Annotated in this window: 2 protein-coding genes and 1 pseudogene; all 3 read right to left on the minus strand. The window is 68.8% G+C overall.

What is annotated here, in order from left to right; genetic code table 11:
• Positions 1–276: pseudogene (locus VIU94_RS44945) on the minus strand (hypothetical protein); the annotation flags it as partial.
• Positions 277–628: 352 nt separating this feature from the next.
• The gene (locus tag VIU94_RS39120; RefSeq protein WP_331919456.1) at positions 629–1,003 is read right to left on the minus strand and encodes a hypothetical protein; all 375 of its coding nucleotides are present in this window, start codon (positions 1,001–1,003) and stop codon (positions 629–631) included.
• A 14-nt stretch (positions 1,004–1,017) separates the two neighbouring features.
• Positions 1,018–3,556 (minus strand): alpha/beta hydrolase family protein (locus tag VIU94_RS39125; RefSeq protein WP_524540662.1); only part of this gene is annotated, 2,539 nt, incomplete at its 5' end.

Consider the following 3,556-nt stretch of genomic DNA (forward strand, 5'->3'; position numbering starts at 1 on the left):
CAAACGGCCCTCGGCTACGACAGCGGCGTCCGCGCCGACTTCCGCGACGAGGTCGAGGACGACGCCGACCATGTTCTCAGGACCGCGAAGTGCCCCAGGCCGAGGTCGATGCCGACCACGGAATCGGTCTCGGGCAGCGTGCCAGGCTCGGCCCTCGACCACGAAGGACGCGAAGTACCTGCCGGCCGCGTCCTTGATCACGGTCACGGTGGACGGCATGGAGGGCAGGTTGCGCAACCACTTCACCCGCACGTCGCCGATCTTCGGCACAGACATGTCCCCGCCCGCGGTGATCTTCCATCGGGCGTTGGCTGTGAACCGTACGGCCTGCCGATGGTCCTTGCGAGACTTGAACCGAGGCGCGCCCACACGCGGCCGCTTACCCTTCAAGCAGTCGAAGAAGTTCCTCTAGGCGGCATCCAGGTCCCGCAAGGATTGTTGCAGCACGACCGACGACACCTCGCCGAGCCACGCCCGCCCCACCGTCTCCTTCGCCTCGGTGATCAACAGCTTGGACAGGTCCCGGTCTTCGGAAACGCCTCACCTGCGGCGCGGGAGGTCTCGCGAGCGCGCGACGCGTCGTTGTCAGAATCGCTTCACCACCGTGCCAAAGCCCGATGCACTGCGATTAGACCCGGTAGCGGAACGGGGTCGAGCGCGCGGTCTCGGGACGGCCGCTCCAGCAGAGGCCGATCGGGGCTCCCGGTTCCAGGCGTTCGGGGTTGAAGGCGAGGAAGCGGTAGTGGGTGGAGTCCACCTCCGTGACCTCGACCACGAGTGTGGTGCCGACTTTCAGGGCCGGGCCGAGTGCACGAGCCGGGATGGGGGCGACGGTCTCCACCAGGAATTCCACCACGTCCCCGCCCTCGGGCAGGGCCGAGCGGAAGTTGCGGAACTGAGGCGGCTCGTAGCGGATCGACCGGGTGTCGATCGACAGCACATCGGGGAGCTCGTGGCGTGCTCGCGGCGCTGGAGGTTCGAGCTCGCCAGGATCGTTCGTCATCTGATGATGCTCCTTCAGAGCGGCTTGACCAGCTGGAGGTCGTCGAAGGCCAGGGCGCGGCGTCCTCGGCGGTTGTATTCGATGAGGACTGTCCGGATCCGATCGAGCCGGAGCTTCGGGTTCGCGGCCTGGAAGCACGCGGGGCGGAACCGCAGGGTCTTGAGCATGGTCTTGGTCACGTCGGGGCGGTCGAACGGGCGGGGCACACCGCCCACGGAGTCGGAGTCGACCCATGACGTGGCGCCTTCGCTGTCCTCGAGCCCCAGCCGGAATCCGGTGGCGTCCGGCGGCAGTTGCCCCTGGGCGACTTCAGCGGCGCGCACCCAGAGCTCGACATCGCTGAAGTCCAAGGATTTTACGGACGAGCGGAAGATCCCGCCGGTCTCCTTCGGCTCCATGACCATGCCGACGCTCAGCCCGAAGAAGGACTGGTTGAAGGCAGCGGGCACCTGGTCGAACGGAAACTCGTCGGCGACCATGCCTCCGGACTGCGCGGTCGGCAGCCCGAGCGAGTTGGCGCCGATGCCGTTGCCGTCCTCGTGGTCGTCGATGGTGGGGGAACCCTCGTAGGCGAAGGACTGCTGGACGAGGGAGGTGAGGACTCCGGTCGGCCGTTGCTGCCCGTCGAGGAAGACGTGCGTGCCGTGGCCGAGCAGCCGGGATCGGAAGAAGGCCGTCCCGTAGACGTCGAGGACGCGTTCGTGCTCGCCTCGGGAGACCACGGTCGTCACCCCCTCGTCGAAGAGCCACTGGCGGTTGAAGAAGTTGTGGTTGGTGCTGTGCACGTACTGCTGGGACTTGTACGGGCTCGGCTTGGCGCGGTCGTAGAACTGCGCCCCGTTGTTGTCGACCACATCGCCGTCCGAGGCGGGAAGGATCGTCATGAAGGCGTAGTCGCCCGGCTCGATCGTGGGCATGCCGGCCCAGTAACGGAAGTTGGTCGGCGCCAGCGCGAGCACGGCCAGGATGGTGACCCCGATCGAGGGGAGGACGGTCGGAAGGGTGACCACCGCGTCCCCGCCGCGGGAGTGGCCCATCAGGCCGAGGCGGGCGAAGTCGATCCGTTCGAAGAAGCGGGACCCCGCATCCGCGTCGAGGCTCTGGAAGTGGCGGATGGAGTCGATGATCAGGTCGGCCCGGGCCTCGATGTTGCCGACCCCGGACGATCCGCCGTTGAGCGCGTTGCAGTCGACCGAGACGGCGATGATCCCCATCCGGGCGAGGCTGTCCTGGAAGTAGTCGTAGCCGAGATAGCTGGGATCGGCAGGGTCGTGGTTGCCGTGGGCGAGCACCACGATCGGCACCCGTCCCGTCCCGGCCAGCCGTGCGTTGAACGGCTGTCCCGGACCGTCGTCCTCCGCCGGGTAGCGGACGCTTCCGCGTACGGGGCCGTCGGAGTACTCGTCGGAACCGACGGGGAACAGGTCCAGCGCCGATGGATCGTGGGTGAACGGCGGGTCCACGCAGGCCACCGTCACTTGGAGCCCGAGGTGGGCGGGGCAGGCCGGCGGCAGCGACTGGGTGACCACGACTGTGTCCCCGACTGCGACCGGCTGGCTGAGCTGGACACGGGGCGCACTGCCGAGTCCGACCTGGACGCCGTTGCGGTAGACCTTGATCTGGGCGCCCGGTACGGAGCTCGTGATGGAGACGCTCTGGTCGCCGCCCTGGAGCGGGCCGACGCCGGGGGCCGGCAGAGCGGAGCACGGCTGGATCGTGACGTCTCCGGGCGGGCTCGGCGGGTTGGAGTCACAGAGTCGCTGAGTCGCGGTGACCGTCTCTCCGGCCGTGAACGGTGTGCCGAACGAGACGAGCAGGGCGCCGCCCCAGCATCGGTAGGTGCCGGCCGGCGCACCGTTGCGGGTGAGCGAGACGCGGGCGCCGTTGGCGATGCCGGTGATGCGCAGTTGCTCGCTGCCCTCGTAGCCCGCGTCGATCGCCGGGGTCGGCAGAGGGGTCGGGCCGGGCTGGACGAGATGATCGACCGAGGGCGGACTCTTGTCGCCGCACAGGTCGAAGTGTGCGCGGACGTGCTGGCCCAGACCGTACGGCGGGTCGACGTTCACGCCCTGTTGGGGCGCGGCGCAGCCGTCGACGCGGCCGACCTCGGCCCCGTCCGCGGTGATCCAGACGTTTCCGCCGCCGAGCAGATTGGCCACTCCGGTGCGAACCCCGCATTCGAGCGGCGGAGCGGGGTTGACCTGCGGCCGAGGAGGCCCGGCCGGGAACTCCTTCGTGTGGTCGAGGACGGTCGACGGCTGGCTCCAGTCGCTCTCCAGGCCGCCCAGGCGTTGCCGGGCACGCACGGTCTGCCCGGCGACCAACGGTGCGGGAATCGGGAGCGTCGCCCCGACCGGCTCGGGGAAGCCCACCTGCTGGGTGACGACGACGGCCCCGTCGACCTCGATGTCGATCTCCGCATGGGGGAGGAAGTCGAACAGCGTGACGGCGATGGCGCACTGGTACAGCTCGACCAGACGTGGCGGCGAGAGCAGCTTGGGATCGTCCTCCAGCTTCAGCTGGCGGATGTCCACCACTTGTTGACCCATGAAC

Source organism: Streptomyces sp., from assembly GCF_036566765.1.
Taxonomy (GTDB): domain Bacteria; phylum Actinomycetota; class Actinomycetes; order Streptomycetales; family Streptomycetaceae; genus Streptomyces.

Coding starts and splice junctions, on each gene's coding strand:
- VIU94_RS39120 (WP_331919456.1), bottom strand. CDS start 1,003: ATGACGAACGATCCTGGCGAGCTCGAACCTCCAGCGCCGCGAGCACGC.